Raw genomic sequence first — 20,998 nt, 5'->3', positions numbered from 1 at the left:
TTACCTTTGATGCCAGTAGCGTGCCCGCAATGGATAACTGATATGAGCTACCAAGATATTCAATTCGACCTGTCCAACGGCATTGCGCGTCTGACGCTGAACCGCCCGGACAAGCTGAACAGTTTCACCGCCAACATGCATGGCGAAGTGGCCGACGCATTGACGCGTGTTGAAACCGAAGGCGCGCGCGTGCTGGTCCTGACCGGCGCGGGCCGCGGCTTTTGCGCGGGGCAGGACCTGAGCGAGCGCAAGCCCGCCGAAGACGGCACGCCGCCTGACCTGGGCGAAACCGTCGACAAGTTCTACGGTCCGCTGGTGCGCCGCCTGAACGCCTTGCCCATGCCGGTCGTGGTTGGGGTGAACGGCGTGGCGGCTGGCGCGGGCGCCAACCTCGCGTTCGCCGGCGATATCGTCATCGCCAAGGCTTCAGCCAACTTCATCCAGTCGTTCTGCCGCCTGGGGCTGATTCCGGATACGGGCGGCACCTTCGCGCTGCCGCGCCTGGTCGGCCGCGCGCGCGCCATGGGCCTGGCGATGCTGGGCGACAAGCTCAGCGCCAAACAGGCCGAAGAGTGGGGCCTGATCTGGCAATGCGTGGCCGACGAGGAATTCGACGCCACCCTGGACCGCCTGGCCAAGCACTTCTCCACGGCGCCCACCAAGGGTCTGGCGTTCACCAAGCGTGCCATGCAGGCCAGCCTGGGTAACGACCTGTCCACGCAGCTGGACCTGGAACGCGACATGATGCGCGAACTGGGCCGCAGCGCGGATTACGCCGAAGGCGTGGCCGCCTTCCTTGGCAAGCGCGAACCGCAATTCAAGGGGCAATGATGAACGCGCATGTTCCCGCTGTTGAAGTGCCGGCTGATCCCCAGGAACTGGCTCAGGCCGTCGGCACCGTGATGTACGCAGGTGACGCGGCCTCGCAAGGCCTGGACATGAAGGTCGAGGAAATGGCGCCGGGCTACGCACGTCTGACGATGCGCGTGCGCGCCGACATGCTGAACGGGCACAAGACCTGCCATGGCGGTTTCATTTTCGCCCTGGCTGACAGTGCCTTCGCGTTTTCGTGCAATTCGCGCAATGTCAGCACGGTGGCCTCCGGCTGCACCATCGATTACCTGGCGCCGGGTTTCGAAGGCGATCTGCTGACTGCGGTGGCCCAGGAGCGTTCCCTGGCTGGCCGCACGGGCGTGTACGACGTCACGGTGACCAACCAGGATGGCCGCAATGTCGCGCTGTTCCGCGGGCGCTCTTATCGCATCAAAGGTCAGATCGTCGGCGTTCCCGCCGACGCGTAAGGCAACCTACCAAAGACAAGGCCGCTGGCAGGGCGGCGCGCGCCCGGGGTTCAGGCCCCCGTCGCTGCCCCGACCGGCGTAAAGAGAATTTCAGGAGAGAGATAACCATGTCCAACACCATGAGCAAGCCGGGGCTGGACCCCATCGAGCATGCCAGCGAGGATGAGCTTCGCGCGTTGCAGCTGCAGCGTCTGAAGTGGACGCTCAAGCATGCCTACGAGAACGTCGCGCACTACAAGAAAGCGTTCGATGACGCGGGCGTGCATCCGGACGATCTGAAGCAGCTGTCCGATATTTCGAAATTCCCCTTCACGACGAAGAAGGAACTGCGCGATAACTATCCCTTCGGTATGTTCGCCGTGCCGCGCGAACGAATCTCGCGTATCCATGCTTCCAGCGGCACCACGGGCAAGCCGACGGTGGTGGGCTACACCAAGGGTGATCTGGACAACTGGGCCAATCTGGTTGCGCGTTCGATCCGTGCGGCCGGCGGTAAACCCGGCGACACGGTGCACGTGGCCTACGGCTACGGCTTGTTCACGGGCGGCCTGGGTGCGCATTACGGCGCCGAGCGCCTGGGTTGCACCGTCATCCCGATGTCGGGCGGGCAGACCGAAAAGCAGGTGCAGCTGATCAGCGATTTCCGTCCGGATATCATCATGGTCACGCCCTCCTATTTCTGCAATATTCTGGAAGAACAGCGTCGCCAGGGCATTGATCCGCGTCAAAGTTCGCTGCGCATCGGCATCTTCGGCGCCGAGCCGTGGACGGGGCAGATGCGCGCTGATATCGAGACCGAAGCCGGCATCGACGCGGTGGACATCTACGGCCTGTCCGAAGTAATGGGGCCGGGCGTGGCCAGCGAGTGCGTCGAAACCAAGGATGGTCCCGTGGTCTGGGAAGACCATTTCTACGCCGAAATCATCAACCCGGATACGGGCGAGCCCGTGGCCGATGGTGAACCTGGTGAACTGGTGTTCACGTCGCTGACCAAGGAAGCGATGCCCATCATCCGCTACCGCACGCGCGACCTGACCCGCCTGCTGCCGCCGACGGCACGCAGCATGCGCCGCATCGGCAAGATCACGGGCCGCAGCGACGACATGCTGATCGTGCGTGGCGTGAACATGTTCCCGACGCAGGTGGAAGAGCTGGTGCTGAAGATCGCTCAGTTGGCCCCGCACTATCAGCTGGTGCTGTCGCGCACGGGCAATATGGACGAGCTGGAGATCCTGACCGAAGTGCGCGCCGAGTTCTCGGGCCTGTCGGACGCCGAGCGCAACGATCTGGGCCGCCAGTTGCAGCATGCCGTGAAGACGCACATTGGCGTCAGCGCGCGCATCCAGGTGTCGGACTCCGGGCATGTGGAACGCACGCTTACCGGCAAGGCACGCCGCGTGATCGACAAGCGGCCGAAAGTGGTCTGATCCCACGATCGGAGACAAGAAAGGCAGCCCTCGGGCTGCCTTTTTTCTTTTGCTTCCGGGGCGTTACGGCTGTGCCAGGGTCCGCACGATCCGCCGATACCAGAAGTGCAGTAGCGCGGCGGACAGGGCCAGGCCGACCATCGCCATCAACCACATGCTGCCCGCACCGACGGGGGAACCCGGTACGAGGACGTTGCGGATGCCATCCAGGCCGCCCTTGCCGGGGCCGAAACCGAACCACCAGCCGCCCACCAGGCCCACACCAGCCAGCGCCACTACCTGCAGCAGCAGCGGCACGACCGCGACCTTATAGGCGCGCAGGAGGTAGGAGTTGATGCACTGCATGGAATCGAACAGGTGGAACAGCGGCAGCACGGCCAGCAGGGTCGTGGCGACGGCCGCCACGCCGGCGTCATCGGTGTAGGCCGCCAGGATGAGCGGCCGGCCAACCAGCAGCACGGCCGCCGTCAACAGTGCGCCGATCAGGCCGAGCGCCAGCCCTGCCATGCCGGTGCGGTGTGCATGGGCCAGGTTGCCGGCGCCGATCGCTTGTGCGGTCAGGGCGGCAGTCGCCACGCCCAGCGCCATCGGCATCATGTAGCACAGCGCGGCCAGGTTCGACATGATCTGGTGCCCACCGGTCACGAATGTGCCTTCGCGAGCGACCAGCAACGCCATGAACGTGAAGGCAGACACTTCCACCAGGTACGAGCCGCCCATCGGGATGCCCAGGCGCAGCAGTTCCTTCAACGTCGTCCAGTCGGGCTTGCCGATCCGCAACTGGAAGCGGCGGTAGAAGCGGTCATGGGTGATCACCCACAGGCCCAGCCCTAGGCTCATCCACGACACCAGCGCGGTCGCCAGGCCGGCGCCGGTGGCGCCCATCGCGGGCAGGCCCAGCTTGCCGTAGATGAACAGCCAGTTGAAGAAGGCCTTGAAGCCGATGGCCGACAGGTTGATGGCCATGACCAGCTTGGGGCGCGACACCGAGGTGCCCAGCGCATAGATGGTGCGGAACACCAGCGCGGCAGGCAGGGCAAGCGCCAGCGCCTGCAGGTAGGAGCCGATCCGCTCCCGCACGGCGGGCGCCACCTCGCCGGACATGGATAGCCAGACGTTCGGGAACAGCATCAGGATCGCGCCCACCCCGGACAGGCCCAGCGCCAGCCACACGCCCTGGCCCCAGCTGCGGCCGACTTCCAGGTTGTTGCCGGCGCCATAGTGCTGGGCCAGGATGGGGATCAGGGCATGGACCACGCCCATCAAGCCCACGAAAACGGTGATGTAGATCGAGGCGGACAAGGCCATCGCGGCCAGGTCGCTGGCGCTGGAGTGGCCCGTCATGGCGGTGTCCAGCACGCCGAACGAGATGCCGGCCCATTGGCTGATCAGCACGGGCCAGGCCTGCTTGGCGATGCCGCGCAGGGTGGCGCCGAAGGAAATCGGCGCCGCGCTCACCGAACTCATCGGTTGGCGCCGACCCGAAGCAGGCGGAATACTTCCTGCCGGTCAGCGCGGCGGCCGCCCTGCCACAGCACGTCGGCGCCGTCGCTATACGCGGCGGTGTTGTCGCGCAGGCTCTGGTTGCTGGTCTGCTGCAAGATCAACGTGCACTTCGCGTCGAACGTGAAGGTCAGGTTATTGAAGATCAGGAACGAGGCGCGCTGGCCGCTGCCCAGGCTCAAGCCGCGAACGCATTCGCCAGGGCGCGTGTGCTGCGCCAGCGCCTGGGCCAGTTGGCCCGAGACGGTGCGGTAGCTGCGGGCGTAGTCCACGGCGGGCTGCCACAGCAGCACCAGCAGGATCCACGTCACGGTCAGTCCGCCGGCCGACAGCACGGTGCCGCGCCACAGGGCTTGCGGACGCACGCGCAGGCGCCAGACCACCAGCGCGATCCAGGCCACCGTGAAGATGACTGCCAGCGTAAAGGCGGTCCACGAAATCACGGGTTCATAGCCGGTCGTCTGGCGGGCGATGTTGCGGGAAATCTGGGCCGGCCAGTTGAAATGCAGCGCCACCCAGCCCAGCCAGGCGGTGGCGGCCGTCAGCGAAAAGCACATGACGGCGAACCAGTCCAGCGTGTTGACGACGCCGCGGCGCAGGGTCGGCAGCGAGAACGCGCCCAGCACGGCGCACGGCACCGCCAGCAGGACGTATTCGGAATCGGTGGCCTCTTCCAGGCCGAACAGCACCAGGGCCGAGCATGCCAGCAGCATCAGCGGCAGCCAGATATGGGGGGCATAGATCCATGCGCGCCAGCGCCAGACGGCCAGCAGCGCCAGCGGCCAGGTGGGCCACAGGTACCAGGGCAGGTCGCGCAGCGTGCGGCCCATATCGTGCCAGGACGGCCAGGCGAAGGACGCCAGGTTCCAGGTCTTCCAGTTGCGGATCCAGTACTGGCTGCTTTCGCTGGCCGGAATCCACCAGGCCAGGATCAGCGCCACCGTCACCAGCGTGGCCCAAGGCAGCCAGCGCTTGCGCTTCCACAATTGGCTGCGAGGGTAGAAAGCCAGCAGGGCGCCGATCATGATGGGCGTCGCGCCCACCCAGCCACGGGTCAGGAAGCTGGCCGCCAGGGCGATTCCCAACGTGGTGGTGCCGGACACCGGGCGGTCGACGCTGCGCGCCAGCGAATAGAAGGCCAGCGCCTGGCACGCCATGATGGCGGGCACGACAGTGGTCTCGTGCGTGCGTTGCAGGATGCCTACGGTGGCCAGCAGCAGCAGCAGGGCCGCGTCCGCCAGCATGCGGCCATAGTCGCGCGGGGCGGGTTCGCCGCCGAAGGGCAGGGCAAGCGGTTGGGCTTCCGATCGGCGGCCCAGCAGGTAGGTGCCGTACCAGACACTCATCGCGGTGATGCCGAACCACAACAGGTTAGGCAGGCGTCCGGCGGTGATGTCGCCCACGAAGGGGCCAAACAGCCAGATGCTGGCCGCGCCCACCCAGGTGATCAGCGGGCCTTCTTCGGCGTGCGCCAGCAGTCCCACTTGCGGCAGCAACCAGGTGATGCCGCCTTCGCGGATCGCCGTGATCATGGTCGCCAATCCGACCGCATCGTCCGTTTTCCACGGGTCGCGCATGAACAGGCCGGCCACGATATAGGCCAGCGACAAGCCCAGCAGAATCAATCTGGGGAGCTTTGCGGTGGCCACGGACGTGAGCCGGGCCGGAGTGGAAAGTGAAAGTGGGGACACGGGCGTTAATGTAACCGAGTGGTCTGGTTGCGCCAGCCCCCAGCGCGTAACAAGCCGGCTAGGGGGGAAAAAAAAGCAGCCCGGAGGCTGCCTTTTTGCTGTGACTCCCGCGGGAGCGACAGGATCAGGAAGCGGACTTGACCGTGCCAGCCGTACGGGCGAAGCGGGCGCGGAACTTTTCCACACGGCCGGTTTCGACGATACGCGTTTGGGCGCCCGTGTAGAACGGGTGCGATTCGGAGGTCACGTCGCACTTGAAGAGCGGGTACGTCTTGCCGTCGATTTCGACGGTTTCGCGCGTGTGCACGGTCGAACGGGTGATGAACTTGTTGCCCGTTTGCAGATCGGCGAAAACGACATCGCGGTATTCGGGGTGAATGCCTTCTTTCATGGTGCTTTCCTAGGACTCGCGAGGAGTCTTTCTCAAAGTTGTAGGGTCGCCAGCCAGACCACGAAAACCGTTCACACAGAACGTCTACGCGAGGACTCTAGCCACGTATCCAAAAAGTAACCCCAAATTCTAGCATGGGAAATTCCCGATGCGCCAGCGCCCGAAGGCGGCCGGGCGTGGCCCGCCTTCGTGACTCCATAAGGGGACAGGTTCCTCAGAGCTCGGTGCGCAGCTTCCATATTTCGGGAAACAGCACGACGTCCAGCATCCGCCGCAGGTAATCGACGCCGGAGGTGCCGCCGGTGCCGCGCTTGAAGCCGATGACCCGTTCGACCGTCGTGACGTGGCGGAATCGCCACAGGCGGAACGCGTCTTCCAGGTCGGTCAGCTTTTCACCCAACTGATACAGGTCCCAGTAGCGGTCGGTGTCACGGTAGACGGTCAGCCAGGCGGCTTCGACGCCTACCGAGGACTCGTAAGGCTGCGTCCAGTCGCGCTCCAGGCGGTCGGCCGGCACGGCCACGCCGTGGCGGGCCAGCAGGCGCAGCGCCTCGTCATACAGCGAAGGGGCCTCGTAGGCGGTGCGTACCTGCGCCAGCAGGTCTTCGCGGTGCGCGTGCGGCTTGAGCATGGCCGCGTTCTTGTTGCCCAGCAGGAATTCCACCTGGCGGTACTGGTAGCTCTGAAAGCCGCTGGAACGGGCCAGATACGGCCGCAGCGCGGAATACTCGGGCGGCGTCATGGTAGCCAGCACGTCCCAGGCGTGCACCAGCTGCTCCATGATCTTGCTGACGCGCGCCAGCATCTTGAAGGCGGGCTGCAGCCGGTCGGCGGCCACATTGGCGATGGCGGCACGCAACTCGTGCAGCATCAGCTTCATCCAGAGTTCGCTGGTCTGGTGCTGGATGATGAACAGCATCTCGTTGTGCTCGGGCGACAGCGGATGCTGCGCGCCCAGCAATTCGTCCAGATGCAGGTAGTCGCCATAGGTCATGTCGCGCGCGAAATCCAGCTGCGCCTTTTCCTCGTGGACGATGTCTTCGGGGCGGTGCGGGCAGCTCATGCTTGGCCTCCGTGGCAGGGCGGGGCAGCACGGCGGGCGGATGCGGGCAACGCGCGCCAGCTGGGCGCGTAGGGGGTGGCGATTCTCATGGTCGAACCTAGTCGAAAACGGGCGGCCAGGGCAGGCCGGCCGCCCAGTGGCCAGCGGACCAGCCTACAGTTCGCGCAAGACAGCGCGAACCGGGCTGGCATCGGCCTGGACCAGCGCCAACGGCAGGGCGATCAATTCGTAATCGCCTTCGGGCACATCATCGAGCACCAGGTTTTCCAGTACCCGCATGTCATGCCGCAATATCGTGTGGTGGCTGTCCAGGGTCTTGCTGGACGCGGGGTCGATGCTGGCGGTATCCAATCCGATCAGCATGACGCCGCGTTCAGCCAGCCATTCGATGGTCTGGGGGGCGTAGGCAGAGAAATCGTCGGTCCACCAGTGCTGCGCCGCATGCTTGGCGGTGCGCACCAGCACGCGGGGAGGCAGATTCAGGGCCGCATGAGCCAGGTGGTCGGTCGTGATCAGCGGGCCGCAATCCATGGCGTGGATGACACGACAGGGGCCCAGGAACGGTTCCAGGGACACCGCGCCGATGGCGGCGGCGCCGTTCTGGTAATGCAGCGGCGCATCCGCGTGCGCGCCGATGTGCGGCGACAGCGTGATTTCACTGACATTGACCGGACAGCCGGGCGTAAGCGACCACTTCCATTGCTGGCGGTACGGCGTGTCGCCGGGAAAGACAGGCGAAGCCGTGGAGACGGGCGGGGAAATATCCCACAGGCGTTTCATATGGCGGGAAGCGGTCGGATGATGCCGGAACAGGTTAAAGCCTAAAGCAATTCAGGGCGGTAGTCTAACGAATTCCGGCGCGCCGCGCTGTGCCTACAAACCGCCCAGTTCCGCCATGGAGACGACGGTGGCGCCGGCGACGATCAGGTGGTCCAGCAGTTTGATGTCCACCAGCGCCAGGGCCTGTTTCAGTTGCAGGGTGAAGCCGCGGTCGGCCGCGCTGGCTTCGGCCAGGCCCGACGGGTGGTTATGGGCCACGATCAGCGCGGCGGCATGGTGGCGCAGGGCTTCGCGGACCACTTCGCGGGGGTAGACCGACGCCTGGGAGAGCGTGCCGCGCGCCAGTTCGCCGGTGGCGATCACGCGTAACTGGTTATCCAGATACAGGGCGATGCAGTGCTCCACCCGCCGATGACCCAGGGCAGCCATGCAATATTGTTTCACCTGGGCAGGGTGACGCAGGGTGTCGCTGCGGGTCAGGTCTTCCTCGATGGCCCGGCGCGCCAGTTCCAGCAGGGCAGCAAGCGTGCACGATTTGGCCACGCCCAGGCCGGAAACGGTCATCAATTCCTCGGGGGTGGCGCCCAGCAGGCCCCGCAGACCGGAAAAACGCTCCAGCAGGCGGCTGGACAAGTCCACCACGTTCATGCCGGGAATGCCCGTGCGCAGGGCCACGGCAAGCAGTTCGGCGTCCTGGAGCGCGCCGGCCCCGTGACGCAGCAACCGCTCCCGCGGGCGCTCGTGTTTTGACAGCCGCACAGACAATTTCATAAGAGGCTCTAAAATCAAGGTTTATCCAATATCTATACGGTGGCAGATCTTGAGCATCGCCTCTAACGAAGTGAACGTTTTTGTCCGTCAGGATTCCTACCTAACGCTGCACTACCGAATCACCCTGGCTTCCGGGCCCGGCAAGGATTCCGTGTTCGCTGACACCTTCGACGGCCGTCCTGGTACGTTGCAGATGGGCGGCGGCCAGTGGGCGCCCGGCCTGGAAGCTGCGCTGATCGGCCATGCCGAAGGTGAGCGGTTCAGCGTCACGCTGGAGCCGGCCGACGCCTACGGGGAACGCAATCCCGAATTGATCCAGCGCGTCACGCGCGCCATGCTTGCCGAGCACGCCGGCCCCGACGCCGGTTTCGAGCCAGGCGACCTGGTGGAATTCACCGCGCCCAACGGCGGCCGCTATTCGGGCGTCCTGAAAGAGATCAACGACGAGTCGGCGCTGTTCGACTTCAATCACCCGCTCGCGGGCATCAGCTTGCGCGTGGACGTGGCGCTGCTGGGAGTCCTCTGATGAGCAAGGCCGTTACCGCCTCCGACGCCGAAGTCCTGCTGGCGCAGCCGCGCGGCTTCTGTGCCGGCGTGGACCGCGCCATCGACATCGTCGAGCGCGCGATCGAACTGCATGGCGCGCCGATCTACGTGCGCCACGAGATCGTCCACAACCGCTATGTAGTGGAAGACCTGCGCGCCAAGGGCGCGATCTTCATCGATGAACTGGACGACGCGCCCTCGGGTTCCATCGTCGTGTTCTCGGCGCATGGCGTGTCCAAGGCGGTGCGTGCCGAAGCGGAATCCCGCGGCTTGCAGGTATTCGACGCTACCTGCCCGCTGGTCACCAAGGTCCATATCGAAGTGGCCCGCATGCGTGCGGCCGGCCGCGAGATCATCATGATCGGCCACAAGGGCCACCCCGAGGTCGAGGGAACGCTGGGCCAGGCGCAGGGCGGCATGTATCTGGTCGAGACCGTGGAAGACGTCGCGGGGCTGGAAGTCAACGACCCGGAAAACCTGGCTTACGTCACGCAGACGACGCTGTCTGTGGACGACGCCGCGGCCGTCTCGAAGGCGCTGAAGGCGCGCTTTCCCAGCATCGTCGAGCCCAAGAAAAGCGATATCTGCTATGCCACCCAGAACCGTCAGGACGCAGTCAAGGTGATGGCGCCCGATTGCGATCTGGTGCTGGTCGTGGGCAGCCCCAACAGCTCGAATTCCAACCGGCTGCGCGAAGTGGCCGAGCGCAAGGGCGTGGCCTCCTACCTGATCGACGGCGCAGACTCCATTGATCCGGCCTGGCTGGTGGACCGCAAGCGCATCGGCGTGACGGCGGGCGCGTCCGCGCCCGAAATCCTGGTGCAGCAGGTCATCGACCGCGTCAAGGAGCTGGGCGCGGTGTCGGTGCGCACGATGCCCGGCCTGGAAGAGAATGTGGCGTTTCCGCTTCCCAAGGGCTTGTCGCGCAAGGCCGCGCAGACGGAATCGCTGGAATAGCGCCGGACGGAATGCGGCGCTGAAAAAAAAAAGGCGCCGCACGCGCGGCGCCATCAGCACATCGAGGAGACTTCATGCAGTTGTACAGCTATTTCCGCAGCTCGGCCGCGTACCGCGTACGCATCGCCCTGAACCTGAAGGGCCTGTCGTACGAATACCTGCCGGTGCATCTGCTGAAGGACGGCGGGCAGCAGCTGTCGGAGGGGTATCGCAAGATGAACCCGACGGCGCTGGTGCCCACGCTGATCGATGGCGACGCCGTCATCGGGCAGTCGCTCGCCATCATCGAATACCTGGAAGAAACCCATCCCCAGGCGCCGCTGCTGCCGGCCGACGCCATTGGCCGCGCCCGGGTACGCGATCTGGCCTTGGGCATTGCTTGCGACACGCACCCGCTGAACAACCTGCGCGTGTTGAAGTACCTCAAGCACACGCTGGGCGTGGACGAAGCCGCCAAGAACGCCTGGTACAAGCATTGGGTGCATCAGGGGTTGGAAGCGCTGGAGGCGCAACTGGCGCGGTCCAGCGCCACGGGTCGTTTCTGTCACGGCGACACGCCGACCATCGCCGACCTGTGCCTGGTGCCGCAAGTGGCCAATGCGCAGCGCTTCGAGTGCGATCTCTCTGCGATGCCCAACGTGGTGCGCATTGATGCGGCCTGCCGCGAACTGCCGGCTTTCGCGGACGCCGCGCCGGGCAAGCAGCCCGACGCGGAGTAACGCCGGCGGTCAGGTTCAGCCGATCTGCACCGGCACGAAGATCTTGTCTTCGCCGCGCTGAACCAACAGGGCAACGGTCTTGCCCGCCTTGGACAGCGCATCCTTCACTTGACCGATGTTGTGCACGGGCACGCCATTCAAGGACAGCAGCACGTCGCCCGGTTCGATGCCCGCCTTGGCGGCCGGGCCGGCGGCGCGTTCGATCAGCAAGCCTTCGGTGCCCGAAGCCTGCTGTTCCTGCGGGCTCAGCGGGCGCAGCGCCAGGCCCAATTGGCCGCGCTGTACGTCCTGGTCGCCCGCCGACGCCTGCGTCTTGTCCTTGGGGATGCCGCCCAGCGTGGCCACCAGTTCCTTGGGGGCACCGGCGCGCCAGACATCCATCTTGATCTTTTCACCCGGCGAGGCCAGCGTGATCAGGGACGCCAGATCGCCCGAGGACACGATGATCTTGTCGTCGATCTTCCGGACCACGTCGCCCGGCTGCAGGCCGGCCTTGTCGGCGGCGCTGCCTTTCTCGACACTGGAGACCAGTGCGCCTGACGGCGAGTCCAGCTTGAAGGAGTTGGCCAGGTCCTGGTTCACTTCCTGCACCGTCACGCCCAACCGCGCGTGCTGCACCTTGCCGTGCTCCAGGATCTGGTCCTTGATCTTGTAGGCCACGTCGATGGGGATCGAAAACGACAGGCCCTGGAATCCGCCGGTGCGGCTGTAGATCTGGGAATTGATGCCCACCACTTCGCCGCGGTCGTTGAACAGCGGGCCGCCCGAGTTGCCGGGATTGACGGCCACGTCCGTCTGGATGAAGGGGACCGATGTGTCGTCGGGCAGCGAGCGCCCCTTGGCGCTGACGATGCCCGCGGTGGCGGTGTTTTCCAGGCCGTACGGCGAGCCGATGGCCAGCACCCATTCGCCCACTTGCAGCTGGTTCACGTCGCCGACTTTCACGACGGGCAGGTTCTTGGCGTCGATCTTGAGCACGGCCACGTCGGTCTGCGGATCCGCGCCCAGCACCTTGGCCTTGTACTCGCGGCGGTCGGTCAGCTTGACGGTGACTTCGCGGGCGTCTTGCACGACGTGCGCATTGGTCAGGATGATGCCGTCGTTGCTGATGATGAAACCCGAGCCTTCGCCGCGCATCGGCACTTCGCGCGAGGGCATGCGGCCGCGGGATCCGGGGATCTGGCCAAAGAACTGGGCAAAGGGGTCATCGTCGTCGGCGGACACCTTGCGGGTGCCGCTGACGCTGATGTTCACGACGGCGGGCCCGAAGTCGCGCGTGATCTGCGCGAAATTGGGCGGGCTGGAAGTATTGATCGTCTGCGGGGCGGTGGCGACGGACGGCGCGTTGGCCGCCATCGACACGCCGCCGGTCACGGCGGTTGCGCCGGCGCCGCCAATGGCGCCAGCGGCCAGCAGCGCCAGCACCAGGCGCGAGGGGGTCAGTTGCGAGGTCTTCATGTCGGCTCCTGCGTTCATGTTTGAGGACATGGCGCTATGTTCGGGCCTGACACTTAGGTGAATCTTAAATTGCCGGACTCAATGCGGGCGGGTGAGCGTCACTCGGGCACGCAACCCCTGTCCGCCCGGCGCGTCTTCCAGGAGGATCTCCGCGCCGTGGCGGTCGGCGATGGCGCGGGCGATCGACAGTCCCAGGCCGCTGCCGTGCTGCGTGTTGCCTTCGGCGCGGTAGAAACGGTCGAACACGCGCTCGCGTTCAGCGGGCGGAATGCCCGGGCCCTCGTCATCGATGATGAACGACGCCTTGTCCGCCGTCTGCTCCAGATGCAGGCGGATGCGCTTGCCCTCGGGCGTATGCTTGACGGCGTTGTCCAGCAGGTTGCGCGCCAGCAGCACCAGCGCGTCGCGATGCCCCGTTACCCAGGCTTCGGCCGCGCCGTCCATGTCGATGCCGATCGATTTGGCGTTGGCTTGAGGCAAGGTTTCCGACAACGCCTGGCGCAGCACGTCGGCCAGGTCCACGGGGGCGGCAGGCGAGGGCTCGGCGGCGCTTTCGTGGCGGGCCATGGACAGCAATTGCTCGACCAGCCGGGTGGCGCGGTCAATGCCCGCTGCCAGGCGTTGTTCGGCCAGCTGGCGGCCTTCAGGGGAGCCGGCGCGTTGCAAGGCCTGTAGTTGCAGGCGCAGCGCGGTCAATGGCGAGCGCAGCTCGTGTGCCGCATCACCCACGAACTGCTTCTGCTGGGCGAAGGCGCCCCGCATGCGTTCCAGCAGCAGGTTGAGTTCCTGGATCAGCGGTTGGATCTCATCGGGCAGGCCCTGCACGTTGACGGGAGACAGGTCCTCGGGCTGCCGCGCCGCCACCTGGGCGCGGGCGCGCTTGACGGGGCGCAGCGACCAGCTGACCACGCACCAGATGATCAGCATCAGCAGGGGAGCGGCCGCGGCGATGGGGGCGATGGTGCGCAGGGCCAGCGCGCGCGCCATGTGCTTGCGCACGTCCATGTCCTGCGCTACCTGGATCACCTGGAACGGCGTGGCCAGCGAATACACGCGGTACGTGATGCCTTCCATCCGGGCGTCGGAGAACCCCAGCACAATCTGGTCGGGCAGCGGGCGGCGCGAGCGCGAATTGAACACCCGCAGGCCGTCCGGGGTCCAGATCTGGATGATCAGGTCGTCGGCAACGGGCGAACCTGCGCCGCGGGTGTGGGTCGGGCCGGTACTGAGCAGCCCGTCGCCGGTGCCCAGCGACAGGGCGGTGCGTTGCAGCAGCGAATCGAAGATGTCGTCGGCTTGCGCCAGCGTGCTGCGATAGGCGATTGTGCCTTGCACGAGGGCGCCGACCGCGATGGCGGCCAGCAGGAAGAAAAGCAGGCGGGCTCTCAGTGAGTAGCTAAGCCGGATGCTCATGTTTTGGGAATGACATAGCCGACGCCTCTGACGTTCTGGATCAGGTCCGGACCCAGTTTCTTGCGCAGGCCATGAATATAAACCTCAACGGCATTGCTGCTGACGCTGTCCTTCCAGCTGTAGAGCTTTTCTTCCAATTGCGCGCGCGAAAAGATCATGCCGGGGCGGGCGATCAGGGGCTCCAGTACCGCCCATTCGCGGGCGGTCAGGGCAACCGGTGTGCCGTCCACCATGGCTGCGTGCGATTGTGGGTCGATGGTAATGCCATCGTGTTCAAACACCGGTTCGGCGCGGCCGGCGCTGCGGCGGATCAACGCGCGCATGCGGGCCAGCAGTTCGTCCACGTCGTAGGGTTTGACGACGTAATCGTCTGCGCCCGCGTCCAATCCGGCGATGCGGTCGCTGACGGCGTCCCGCGCGGTGGCGATGAGCACCGGCGTGCGGTCCTTGCGCGTGCGCAAGTCGCGCAGCAAGGTCAGGCCATCGCGTTTGGGCAGGCCCAGATCCAGGAGGATCAGGTCGTAGGTGTCGGTGCGCAAGGCCAGTTCCGCGGCGTTGCCGTCCTTGACCCAGTCGACGGCGTAGTGCTCCGCGCGCAGGCAGTCCAATACGCTTTCACCGATCATGATGTCGTCTTCGACGAGTAGGATGCGCATGGCGGTCTTCGCTTGGTGTAGAAGGAATCCAGCAAGTTGGACGCGCGCCAGGCGAATGGAGTTCCCGTAACCGGGTAGCCTGCAAGAGAAGAGAGGGGAGCGGAAATGAAAAAAGCAGCCCGAGAGGGCTGCTTTTTGAATTTGGTGCCGGCAATAGGAGTCGAACCTACGACCTTCGCATTACGAATGCGCTGCTCTACCAACTGAGCTATGCCGGCAAGACCATTTGCTTCGATTCTTGCGTGCCGGTGTTGAATTCGGCAATGCTGGAACTACAAGCAAAACATCTTTGTTCTTCCCAGTTCGCTGCCCTGTTTATGGGGCCTGATCTGGAAAGACCGAAATCATATCAGAGTTTTTTCGCGATGGGAAACAAACGGACCAAAAAGAATTAAAAAAACTGCGATTTGCACGCGCCGAAAATTTAGGTCATAATTATGTTCTTGGCAGATCCCCGATAGCTCAGTCGGTAGAGCGACGGACTGTTAATCCGCAGGTCGCTGGTTCGAGCCCAGCTCGGGGAGCCAAAAGAATTCAGTACCGACACCGTTCAGCGCACAAGCCAATGCCCAAGCGCCGAACAACAGCCAGGGTCATTCACGAAAGTGGGTGGCCCTTTTTGTTTTCCGCGCGATCCTCATTCGCGCGTCATGCAACCCCGCGCAGCGCCTGCCCTGCACGCTGGGTACCTGCTCGATCCTCCCCAAGCTTCCTTGCCTGATGTCCTGCCCGCGCCGCTGGCGGGTCGCGTATTCATTGCTTGGCGTTCGCACCTAAATTGTTATGTAATAACATTCTAATTTTGGAGCGAAGCGATGATGCCGATTGATGAAACGAACCCGTTGCGCGACGGGCGCCTGCCGGTGACGGTGTTGTCGGGGTTTCTGGGGGCGGGAAAGACGACGCTGCTCAACCACGTGTTGAACAACCGCGAGGGCCGTCGGGTCGCGGTCATCGTCAATGACATGTCGGAGGTCAACATCGACGCCCGCCTGGTGCGCGAAGGTGGTGCGGCGCTGTCGCGCGCCGAGGAAAAGTTGGTCGAGATGAGCAATGGCTGCATCTGCTGTACGCTCCGCGAAGACCTGCTCATCGAGATCCGCCGCTTGGCGGCCGAGGGGCGTTTCGATTATCTGCTGATCGAATCGACGGGGGTCTCCGAGCCTTTGCCGGTGGCCGAGACCTTCACCTTCCGCGAAGAGGACGGGGCGAGACTGGACGATATCGCCCGGCTGGACACGATGGTCACGGTGGTGGATGCTTTCAACTTCCTGCGTGACTACTCCAGCAGGGATCGCCTGGCCGAGCGGGGCGAGGCGTTGGGCGACGAGGACGCGCGCACGGTTGTCGATCTGTTGATCGAGCAGGTGGAATTCTGTGATGTCATCGTCTTGAATAAGACTGACCTGGTGGAGGCTGCCGAACTGGCGCGCCTGGAAGCGATGTTGCACGGCCTGAATCCTCGCGCGGAAATCGTGAAGAGCGAGTTCGGCCGGGTGCCGATGGCCAGCGTGCTGGATACGGGCCGGTTCGATTTTGAAGCTGCCTCCCAGGCGCCCGGCTGGCTGAAGGAATTGCGCGGGGAACACATCCCGGAGAGTCAGGAATATGGCATCGGCAGTTTCGTGTTTCGCGCCCGGCGCCCGTTCCATCCGCAGCGTTTCTGGGATTGCATTCATCAGGAATGGCCTGGCGTGGTGCGGTCGAAAGGTTACTTTTGGCTGGTGACGCGCCCGGGGTACGCGGCATCGTGGTCGCAGGCAGGGCCCATCATGCGGCATGGCGCGGTGGGATACTGGTGGGCGGCCTTGCCGCGCGAGCAGTGGCCCGAGGATGGAGAGGCGCGGGCGGCGATCGTGTCGGAATGGGATCCGATCTACGGCGACCGGTGCCAGGAACTGGTGTTGATCGGCATCGGCATGGACGAGGCGGCGCTGCGGGCGCGCCTGCAGGCCTGCTTGATGACGCAGGAAGAAATGACGCGGCCCGCGAGCGAACTGGCGGCGATAACAGATCCGTTTCCGGTGTGGGAGCGGCCGCAGAATCCGGGGTAGCGCCCGTTGGGTGAGGGGACATGGACGAGGACAAGCGCATCGGCGTGACGGTGATTTCGGGATTTCTGGGCAGCGGCAAGACCACGTTGCTTAACCGTCTGCTGCACGAACCGGCCTACGCCGATGCGTTGGTCATCGTCAACGAATACGGCGACGTCGGCGTTGATCATCATCTGGTGCGCCTGGCGCCGGCCAATGTCGTGCTGATCGAGGGCGGCTGCCTGTGCTGTGTCGTCAGCGGTGCCGTGGTGGACGCCCTGCGCGATCTTTTCATGCTGGCGCTAAGCCGCCGGATCAAGCCCTTTCGGCGTGTGCTGATCGAAACCAGCGGGCTGGCGGACCCTGCGTCGACGCTGTTCATGCTCAAGCACGACCGGTTCCTGTCCGAGCGTTACGCGTACCGCGGCGCGATCGTGGTGGTGGACGTGCGCCACGGAGAAGCGCAACTGGCGACGCAGGCCGAGGCGTCGCGGCAATTGGCGCTGGCCGATACCGTCGTGCTCAGCAAATCGGACCTGGCGGACGCGGCGCAATTGCGGCGGGTGGAGCAGGCGGTCATTGCCATCAATCCCGGGGCGCAACGTTGCGTCCAGCGTCAGGACGCGCCGCTGGCGGGCATCTTGCGGGACGGTCCTGATGTGATGGTGCGGCGCGATGGCGTGGCGCTCGCGAACTGGCTTCAGGCGTTTGCGCGGCCGGTGGCCGACCGCCACGCGCAGGTCTCCAGTTTTTCGCTGACCTTGTCCTCGCCGCTGGGGCGCGCAGCCTTCCTGGCGGGCGTGTCGCGTATCCAGGAGCGCTTCGGTCAGGGGCTGCTGCGGATGAAGGGGCTGGTTTGCTTCGAAGGCGAGGCGTTACCGTGCGAGGTCCACGGCGTCCATGGTGAGCTTTATCCCCTGCGCACGCTGTCGCAATGGCCAGGTGATGAGCGCGCGTCGCATCTGGTCTATGTCCTGCGCGGCCTGGATGTCGGCATGGTGCGCGCCGAGGTCTGCGAGGCGCTGGGGCAGTTGCCTGCCTGAGCGCTGCCGCCCCGATTTCGCTGTCGGGCTGCCTGACGCTTTGTCGCTATTTGGGCACGGATGTTGCACGGAAATACGGTATAACCGGTACGGTCTGATGCAAGAACCGAGACAATCATGGATCGTCTGAAAGCCATGCAGGTGTTCGTGGAAGTCGCTGACCGGGGAAGCCTGTCGGCGGCGGCGGTCCATCTGGACATGTCGCGAGCGATGGTGTCGCGGTATCTGGCCGAAATGGAGCAGTGGGTGGGGGTGCGTTTGCTGCACCGCACGACCCGCCGGCTCAGCCTCACGCCCGCCGGGGCGGAGACCTTGCCGCGATGCCGGCAGATGCTCGATATGGTGGGTGACCTGCGTAGCGCGGTCTCCACGCCTGAAGACACGCCGCGCGGCTTGCTGCGCATCACGACCAGTATGTCCTTCGGTTCGAAACATCTGGCCAGCGCGGTCACGGACTACGTCAAACTGCATCCCGGCACGTCGGTGGATCTGATGCTGGTCGAACGCGCCGTCAATCTGGTGGAAGAGCGGGTGGACCTGGCCGTTCGGATCACCAACGACCTCGATCCCAACCTGATCGCCCGAAAATTGGCCGTCTGCCGTTCGGTGGTGTGCGCATCCCCGGAATACCTGGCACGCGAAGGCGTGCCTGCCCGCATCGAAGACCTGTCCTTGCGCAACTGCCTGACGCATTCCTATTTCGGCAAAAGCCTGTGGCGCTTCGAACGCGACGGCCAGCCAGTGGATGTGCCGGTCAGCGGCAATATCAGTGCGAACGAGGTCTCCGTGCTGCTGAGCGCCGCGCTGGAGGGGGCGGGCATCGCGATGCTGCCGACTTACTATGCGGCAGAATATGTGGCGGCAGGGCGCCTGAAGGCCATCCTGCCACAATGCAAACCGCAGGAACTGGGGATTTACGGCGTTTATGCCTCGCGCCGCCAGATGCCGCTGATCCTGCGTTCGATGCTGGATTTTCTGGTGGAACGGCTGGGTTCTGCGCCCTGGGATAAGCCCGCCGCAGCGTCTACGGTGCCGCCCACCTTGTCGTCTTGAGGCGCCCGGCTGCGGGCGCCCGGGCTTGAGGCCCGGAGTTATGGCGGTATAATTTGGACATTGCTTTGGCGGGCGGGTCGCTTTGATCTCGCGTTTCTGCCAGCAAACCATTTTGCGGCGGGCGGATGTCCGCTAGCATGTAGTCGTCGAAAACATCTAAGAATCGTAAGTCCGGCCTGGGGTTGGCCAACGCATTGCGAAGCCGGTCTTCGTATGCACGAGGGGGAGCATGGGGTTCAGGGAGCGGCAGCTGGCCGCAATACCGAATCCGATGCCTGACGATCCGGGTTCTTGATACTGATCGCTGCGGGAAAATGGCGCTGGGTTACCGGCGGGTCCCGCAGGCTTGTTGGCGAGTGAGGCCAGCTTTTCCAGAATTGCTCAAGGCGTCTGCCGCGATGAAAGTCGGGCAGGCATATCGCCCTATCTTGATCGGTACGGCTGTTTTGGCGCATGTCCGCCGCGCAGTCCGTCATGCATGGCAATCATCACAGGAATTTTGTGAACATTACGCAAACCAATGCCGTCTGTAGCGGGTCCACTCTCATGGTGGCCCTGCCGGCGGGTGCGGGCGTGATGTCCATTTTCTGTTTTGCGGCTACTACTACTGCGGCCACTGCTTTGGCTGGCGCTTTCGGTTTGCAAGGCGCCAAAGCAGTGCGCGCAGCATTTATTGCAGCGCAATCTTCGCAAACTCTGATTTTGCAGGCACAAATGAATTTGCAGGCACAAATGAAAAAGGCCCGGCGCATTCGCCAGGCCTTCGTCAATTTGGTTGCGGGGGCAGGATTTGAACCTACGACCTTCGGGTTATGAGCCCGACGAGCTGCCAGACTGCTCCACCCCGCGTCTGAGAAAAGAATATTAACCTTATTTTCAACCTAGCGCAAGTTAGCCCTTTTTGAATTTGAATGTCGATGAACGATAGCGAGGCAATACTCGTGCTGGAAACCGCGCTGCTATGCGCGGTGCAGCCGATGCAACTGTCCGATATGCGCAAGCTATTCGGGGACGATGAACAATTCGACAACAGCAAACTGCGTGCGCTGTTGGAGACGCTGCAAAGCAATTGGGCCGATGGCGGCCTGGAGCTGGTGCAGCTGGCAAGCGGGTGGCGTTTCCAGAGCCGCCCGCACATGCAGCGCTACCTGGAGCGGCTGAGTCCTGAAAAGCCGCCCAAATATTCGCGCGCCGTCATGGAAACGCTGGCGATCGTGGCCTGGCGCCAGCCGGTCACTCGCGGCGACATCGAGGATATCCGGGGCGTCACCGTGTCTTCGCAAATCGTGAAGGCGCTGGAGGACCGCGGGTGGATCGAGGTCATCGGGCACCGCGATGCGCCGGGGCGTCCGGCCCTGTTCGGCACCACGCGCCAGTTTCTGGATGATCTGGGCTTGCGGGCGCTGGATGAGCTTCCGCCGCTGGAATCGGCGCAAGCCGCCGCGGCGCTGGCCGGGCTGGATCTGGGCGAAGTGCAACAGCTCACAGGCGAGGGCGCCGCGCCCGCCGAAGAGACGGCGCAGGACGAAACCGCGGTGGCTGTCGAAGGCGAAACCGAGCCCGCGCAAGGTGAAATCCCCGTCGACGTGCCGTCCGAAGTGGACGAAAATGACAATATCCCGGTTGCGGAATTGTCTGTTTCGGAACACGATGCACCCATAGCCCCGGGCGATAGCGTAGAATCCGTCGTTTCGCGCACAGAAGAAGGCGCGGATCCCGCAGACGAACCCACCGTCCGGGAGCAAGCCGAAGGCTTGTCCAATACGCCGACCCCGTCCGGTTTTCCCGACGAAGGGGCCGGCAGCGACATTTCCGATATAGCCGCCGACGTCACAGAGGCCGGTGCTGCAAAGGAAAGTGTCGAGAACGCAAAACACGCGGAACCGACCGAACCGATTGACGAGACCGATCACGCAGCGCTTGGCGCCGCCGGGCACGAGCCCGCCATCGGCCTTGACGAACGTGTTCGGCCCGACCCCGATGCCGCCTTTGCGGCGTCGGACGAGGCAGATCCGGAGCGGCCTGGCGCCGACCGCGAGTCGGCGTCCCCTGATGATGACGAGCTTGCCTCCGGCAAGCCTACCCAAGTTTGAAATTCGGAGCTGTCCCAGTGACAACGAATACAGCAATGCAGGACGACAATCCCCGTTCGGATGACACCGTTTCCAACGGTCAGCCGGAATCTTCCGCCGC

General features: G+C 64.4%; 19 protein-coding genes and 3 tRNA genes. 11 read left to right on the top strand and 11 right to left on the bottom strand.

The features are described 5' to 3' along the window. Positions 1-42: 42 nt before the first annotated feature. From paaG to paaK, 3 genes are all read left to right on the top strand, one after another. A complete protein-coding gene (gene paaG / locus AC27VE_RS16910; protein WP_088590195.1) occupies positions 43-831 on the top strand; it encodes a 2-(1,2-epoxy-1,2-dihydrophenyl)acetyl-CoA isomerase PaaG in 789 nt (262 codons plus the stop codon). After that, complete coding sequence (gene paaI / locus AC27VE_RS16905) at positions 831-1,301, top strand: hydroxyphenylacetyl-CoA thioesterase PaaI (RefSeq protein ID WP_006225105.1); 471 nt, start codon at positions 831-833, stop codon at positions 1,299-1,301. Before paaG ends, paaI begins: the two co-directional genes overlap by 1 nt. A 107-nt stretch (positions 1,302-1,408) precedes the next feature. Next, positions 1,409-2,728, top strand: a complete 1,320-nt coding sequence (gene paaK, locus AC27VE_RS16900; protein WP_088590196.1) for a phenylacetate--CoA ligase PaaK — start codon at positions 1,409-1,411, stop codon at positions 2,726-2,728. A 63-nt stretch (positions 2,729-2,791) separates the two neighbouring features. On the opposite strand, the gene AC27VE_RS16895 is transcribed toward paaK, so the two are convergent. The 6 genes from AC27VE_RS16895 to radC all read right to left on the bottom strand — a co-directional run bounded on the left by AC27VE_RS16895 (position 2,792) and on the right by radC (position 8,927). Continuing rightward, positions 2,792-4,195 carry an MATE family efflux transporter gene (locus tag AC27VE_RS16895; RefSeq protein WP_488704491.1) on the bottom strand — a complete coding sequence of 468 codons (1,404 nt, stop codon included), beginning with the start codon at positions 4,193-4,195 and terminating at the stop codon, positions 2,792-2,794. Beyond that, positions 4,192-5,922 (bottom strand): ArnT family glycosyltransferase, encoded by a 1,731-nt coding sequence (locus AC27VE_RS16890; RefSeq protein WP_488704490.1) that lies wholly within the window; start codon positions 5,920-5,922, stop codon positions 4,192-4,194. Before AC27VE_RS16890 ends, AC27VE_RS16895 begins: the two co-directional genes overlap by 4 nt. Before the next feature lie 124 nt (positions 5,923-6,046). After that, entirely contained in the window at positions 6,047-6,313 is a 267-nt protein-coding gene (locus tag AC27VE_RS16885) for a type B 50S ribosomal protein L31 (protein WP_006225101.1), read from the bottom strand. A 214-nt stretch (positions 6,314-6,527) separates the two neighbouring features. Further along, positions 6,528-7,376, bottom strand: a complete 849-nt coding sequence (gene kynA, locus AC27VE_RS16880; RefSeq protein ID WP_488704489.1) for a tryptophan 2,3-dioxygenase — start codon at positions 7,374-7,376, stop codon at positions 6,528-6,530. Between the two features lie 153 nt (positions 7,377-7,529). Next, on the bottom strand, positions 7,530-8,156 hold the full coding sequence (gene kynB, locus AC27VE_RS16875) for an arylformamidase (protein WP_006225099.1): 627 nt from the start codon (positions 8,154-8,156) through the stop codon (positions 7,530-7,532). A gap of 93 nt (positions 8,157-8,249) precedes the next feature. Then, positions 8,250-8,927 (bottom strand): RadC family protein, encoded by a 678-nt coding sequence (gene radC / locus AC27VE_RS16870; protein ID WP_488704488.1) that lies wholly within the window; start codon positions 8,925-8,927, stop codon positions 8,250-8,252. Between the two features lie 49 nt (positions 8,928-8,976). Between radC and AC27VE_RS16865 the strand changes: the two genes are divergently transcribed. The 3 genes from AC27VE_RS16865 (at position 8,977) to maiA (ending at position 11,149) form a co-directional block, all read left to right on the top strand. Continuing rightward, a complete protein-coding gene (locus AC27VE_RS16865) occupies positions 8,977-9,453 on the top strand; it encodes an FKBP-type peptidyl-prolyl cis-trans isomerase (protein ID WP_088590201.1) in 477 nt (158 codons plus the stop codon). Continuing rightward, on the top strand, positions 9,453-10,430 hold the full coding sequence (gene ispH, locus AC27VE_RS16860) for a 4-hydroxy-3-methylbut-2-enyl diphosphate reductase (RefSeq protein ID WP_006225096.1): 978 nt from the start codon (positions 9,453-9,455) through the stop codon (positions 10,428-10,430). The genes AC27VE_RS16865 and ispH overlap by 1 nt, the downstream gene beginning before the upstream one ends. Before the next feature lie 74 nt (positions 10,431-10,504). Further along, complete coding sequence (gene maiA / locus AC27VE_RS16855; protein ID WP_088590202.1) at positions 10,505-11,149, top strand: maleylacetoacetate isomerase; 645 nt, start codon at positions 10,505-10,507, stop codon at positions 11,147-11,149. Between the two features lie 15 nt (positions 11,150-11,164). On the opposite strand, the gene AC27VE_RS16850 is transcribed toward maiA, so the two are convergent. The 4 genes from AC27VE_RS16850 to AC27VE_RS16835 all read right to left on the bottom strand — a co-directional run bounded on the left by AC27VE_RS16850 (position 11,165) and on the right by AC27VE_RS16835 (position 14,894). Beyond that, a complete protein-coding gene (locus AC27VE_RS16850) occupies positions 11,165-12,607 on the bottom strand; it encodes a DegQ family serine endoprotease (protein ID WP_088590203.1) in 1,443 nt (480 codons plus the stop codon). Positions 12,608-12,685: 78 nt separating this feature from the next. After that, the gene (locus AC27VE_RS16845) at positions 12,686-14,020 is read right to left on the bottom strand and encodes an ATP-binding protein (RefSeq protein WP_488704487.1); all 1,335 of its coding nucleotides are present in this window, start codon (positions 14,018-14,020) and stop codon (positions 12,686-12,688) included. Next, entirely contained in the window at positions 14,017-14,676 is a 660-nt protein-coding gene (locus AC27VE_RS16840) for a response regulator (RefSeq protein ID WP_088590205.1), read from the bottom strand. Before AC27VE_RS16840 ends, AC27VE_RS16845 begins: the two co-directional genes overlap by 4 nt. Before the next feature lie 142 nt (positions 14,677-14,818). Then, positions 14,819-14,894: transfer RNA gene (locus AC27VE_RS16835), tRNA-Thr, on the bottom strand. 233 nt (positions 14,895-15,127) lie between these two features. Between AC27VE_RS16835 and AC27VE_RS16830 the strand changes: the two genes are divergently transcribed. The 4 genes from AC27VE_RS16830 to AC27VE_RS16815 all read left to right on the top strand — a co-directional run bounded on the left by AC27VE_RS16830 (position 15,128) and on the right by AC27VE_RS16815 (position 18,805). After that, positions 15,128-15,203: transfer RNA gene (locus AC27VE_RS16830), tRNA-Asn, on the top strand. A gap of 288 nt (positions 15,204-15,491) precedes the next feature. Further along, positions 15,492-16,730, top strand: coding sequence for a zinc metallochaperone GTPase ZigA (gene zigA, locus AC27VE_RS16825; protein WP_488704486.1), 1,239 nt, complete (start codon positions 15,492-15,494; stop codon positions 16,728-16,730). Positions 16,731-16,750: 20 nt separating this feature from the next. Further along, positions 16,751-17,752 (top strand): CobW family GTP-binding protein, encoded by a 1,002-nt coding sequence (locus AC27VE_RS16820; RefSeq protein WP_488704485.1) that lies wholly within the window; start codon positions 16,751-16,753, stop codon positions 17,750-17,752. A gap of 117 nt (positions 17,753-17,869) precedes the next feature. Continuing rightward, a complete protein-coding gene (locus AC27VE_RS16815; protein WP_488704484.1) occupies positions 17,870-18,805 on the top strand; it encodes a LysR family transcriptional regulator in 936 nt (311 codons plus the stop codon). 772 nt (positions 18,806-19,577) lie between these two features. Here AC27VE_RS16815 and AC27VE_RS16810 read toward each other — a convergent pair. Next, positions 19,578-19,654 (bottom strand) — tRNA-Met (locus AC27VE_RS16810). Positions 19,655-19,716: 62 nt separating this feature from the next. On the opposite strand from AC27VE_RS16810, the gene scpB reads away from it, so the two are divergent. Then, positions 19,717-20,898, top strand: coding sequence for an SMC-Scp complex subunit ScpB (scpB, locus tag AC27VE_RS16805; RefSeq protein ID WP_488704483.1), 1,182 nt, complete (start codon positions 19,717-19,719; stop codon positions 20,896-20,898). Positions 20,899-20,998 lie beyond the last annotated feature (100 nt).

This window comes from Achromobacter sp. 18P8.1.1, from assembly GCF_057799415.1.
Note: the sequence above shows the minus strand (reverse complement) of the source record. Positions and strands in the feature narration are given on the sequence as shown.

Bases quoted from the DNA above. Each gene is read 5' to 3' on its own strand.
- paaG (WP_088590195.1), top strand. From the start codon at position 43: ATGAGCTACCAAGATATTCAATTCGACCTGTCCAACGGCATTGCGCGT.
- paaI (WP_006225105.1), top strand. From the start codon at position 831: ATGAACGCGCATGTTCCCGCTGTTGAAGTGCCGGCTGATCCCCAGGAA.
- paaK (WP_088590196.1), top strand. From the start codon at position 1,409: ATGTCCAACACCATGAGCAAGCCGGGGCTGGACCCCATCGAGCATGCC.
- AC27VE_RS16895 (WP_488704491.1), bottom strand. From the start codon at position 4,195: ATGAGTTCGGTGAGCGCGGCGCCGATTTCCTTCGGCGCCACCCTGCGC.
- AC27VE_RS16885 (WP_006225101.1), bottom strand. From the start codon at position 6,313: ATGAAAGAAGGCATTCACCCCGAATACCGCGATGTCGTTTTCGCCGAT.
- kynA (WP_488704489.1), bottom strand. From the start codon at position 7,376: ATGAGCTGCCCGCACCGCCCCGAAGACATCGTCCACGAGGAAAAGGCG.
- kynB (WP_006225099.1), bottom strand. From the start codon at position 8,156: ATGAAACGCCTGTGGGATATTTCCCCGCCCGTCTCCACGGCTTCGCCT.
- radC (WP_488704488.1), bottom strand. From the start codon at position 8,927: ATGAAATTGTCTGTGCGGCTGTCAAAACACGAGCGCCCGCGGGAGCGG.
- ispH (WP_006225096.1), top strand. From the start codon at position 9,453: ATGAGCAAGGCCGTTACCGCCTCCGACGCCGAAGTCCTGCTGGCGCAG.
- maiA (WP_088590202.1), top strand. From the start codon at position 10,505: ATGCAGTTGTACAGCTATTTCCGCAGCTCGGCCGCGTACCGCGTACGC.
- AC27VE_RS16850 (WP_088590203.1), bottom strand. From the start codon at position 12,607: ATGAAGACCTCGCAACTGACCCCCTCGCGCCTGGTGCTGGCGCTGCTG.
- AC27VE_RS16845 (WP_488704487.1), bottom strand. From the start codon at position 14,020: ATGAGCATCCGGCTTAGCTACTCACTGAGAGCCCGCCTGCTTTTCTTC.
- AC27VE_RS16840 (WP_088590205.1), bottom strand. From the start codon at position 14,676: ATGCGCATCCTACTCGTCGAAGACGACATCATGATCGGTGAAAGCGTA.
- zigA (WP_488704486.1), top strand. From the start codon at position 15,492: ATGATGCCGATTGATGAAACGAACCCGTTGCGCGACGGGCGCCTGCCG.
- AC27VE_RS16820 (WP_488704485.1), top strand. From the start codon at position 16,751: ATGGACGAGGACAAGCGCATCGGCGTGACGGTGATTTCGGGATTTCTG.
- AC27VE_RS16815 (WP_488704484.1), top strand. From the start codon at position 17,870: ATGGATCGTCTGAAAGCCATGCAGGTGTTCGTGGAAGTCGCTGACCGG.
- scpB (WP_488704483.1), top strand. From the start codon at position 19,717: ATGTCGATGAACGATAGCGAGGCAATACTCGTGCTGGAAACCGCGCTG.